Source organism: Aminobacter sp. DSM 101952 (assembly GCF_001424795.1).
In the GTDB taxonomy this organism is placed as follows: Bacteria; Pseudomonadota; Alphaproteobacteria; order Rhizobiales; family Rhizobiaceae; genus Aminobacter; species Aminobacter aganoensis.
Window position 1 is genome coordinate 210,001 of the sequence record NZ_LMCL01000035.1, and the last position, 1,889, is coordinate 211,889.

Consider the following 1,889-nt stretch of genomic DNA (forward strand, 5'->3'; position numbering starts at 1 on the left):
TCAGAAGTGCGAATGCTGACATGAGTAACGTAAGGGGTGTGAGAGACACCCCCGCCGAAAGTCCAAGGGTTCCTGCTTAAAGCTAATCTGAGCAGGGTTAGCCGGCCCCTAAGTCGAGGCGGAAACGCGTAGACGATGGGAACCACGTTAATATTCGTGGGCCTGTGGGTAGTGACGGATCGCACAAGTTGTCGGGTCTTATTGGATTGATCCCGGCAGCGGAGCGGTTCCAGGAAATAGCTCCCACTTATAGACCGTACCCGAAACCGACACTGGTGGACTGGTAGAGTATACCAAGGCGCTTGAGAGAACTATGCTGAAGGAACTCGGCAAATTGCACGCGTAACTTCGGAAGAAGCGTGACCCCTTTGCACGCAAGTGTATGGGGGTGGCACAGACCAGGGGGTAGCGACTGTTTATCAAAAACACAGGGCTCTGCGAAGTCGCAAGACGACGTATAGGGTCTGACGCCTGCCCGGTGCTGGAAGGTTAAGAGGAGAGGTGCAAGCTTTGAATCGAAGCCCCAGTAAACGGCGGCCGTAACTATAACGGTCCTAAGGTAGCGAAATTCCTTGTCGGGTAAGTTCCGACCTGCACGAATGGCGTAACGACTTCCCCGCTGTCTCCAGCATAGACTCAGTGAAATTGAATTCCCCGTGAAGATGCGGGGTTCCTGCGGTTAGACGGAAAGACCCCGTGCACCTTTACTATAGCTTTACATTGGCATTCGTAGTGGCATGTGTAGGATAGGTGGTAGGCTTTGAAGCCAGGGCGCCAGCCTTGGTGGAGCCACCCTTGAAATACCACCCTTATCTCTATGGATGTCTAACCGCGGCCCGTTATCCGGGTCCGGGACAATGTATGGTGGGTAGTTTGACTGGGGCGGTCGCCTCCTAAAGAGTAACGGAGGCGCGCGATGGTGGGCTCAGAACGGTCGGAAATCGTTCGCTGAGTGCAATGGCATAAGCCTGCCTGACTGCGAGACTGACAAGTCGAGCAGAGACGAAAGTCGGTCATAGTGATCCGGTGGTCCCGTGTGGAAGGGCCATCGCTCAACGGATAAAAGGTACGCCGGGGATAACAGGCTGATGACCCCCAAGAGTCCATATCGACGGGGTTGTTTGGCACCTCGATGTCGACTCATCGCATCCTGGGGCTGGAGCAGGTCCCAAGGGTATGGCTGTTCGCCATTTAAAGCGGTACGTGAGTTGGGTTCAGAACGTCGTGAGACAGTTCGGTCCCTATCTGCCGTGGGTGTAGGAATATTGAAAGGATCTGTCCCTAGTACGAGAGGACCGGGATGGACGGATCTCTGGTGGACCTGTTGTGGCGCCAGCCGCATAGCAGGGTAGCTATATCCGGACGGGATAACCGCTGAAGGCATCTAAGCGGGAAACCCACCTTAAAACGAGTATTCCCTGAGAACCGTGGAAGACGACCACGTTGATAGGCCGGGTGTGGAAGTGCAGCAATGCATGAAGCTTACCGGTACTAATAGTTCGATAGGCTTGATCGTTCTCATTCCTTATGTTCATCGCGGTGCGATCCCCAAGGGATCGTCACCAGCCAGCGCTCACGCATGAGCGGCCCTTCCAGGGCCTATGCTCCGCGAGGGCGCCGGACGACCGGCGACGCGCAGTCGCGCTTGCGGGCCTTGCCCGAAAGCCGATCGCAAATGTCGCCAAGGCACAAAAACAGCTTCTCGATTACATGCCTTTTGCCGACCTGGTGGTTATGGCGGAGCGGCTGCACCCGATCCCATTCCGAACTCGGCCGTGAAACGCTCCAGCGCTGATGGTACTTCGTCTCAAGACGCGGGAGAGTAAGTCGCTGCCAGGTCTGCCAAGGGCATGTAATATGGACATCGCAAAACGCGGTGTCGGTCACCA

The 1,889-nt window shown here is 55.8% G+C and carries 2 rRNA genes (1 of these 2 running past the window's edge); both read left to right on the forward strand.

Annotated features, from left to right (window positions below):
* A 23S ribosomal RNA gene (locus tag ASC75_RS25020) occupies positions 1–1,516 on the forward strand; it begins 1,296 nt to the left of the window's first position.
* Positions 1,517–1,724: 208 nt separating this feature from the next.
* A 5S ribosomal RNA gene (gene rrf / locus ASC75_RS25025) occupies positions 1,725–1,839 on the forward strand.
* Positions 1,840–1,889: the final 50 nt, after the last annotated feature.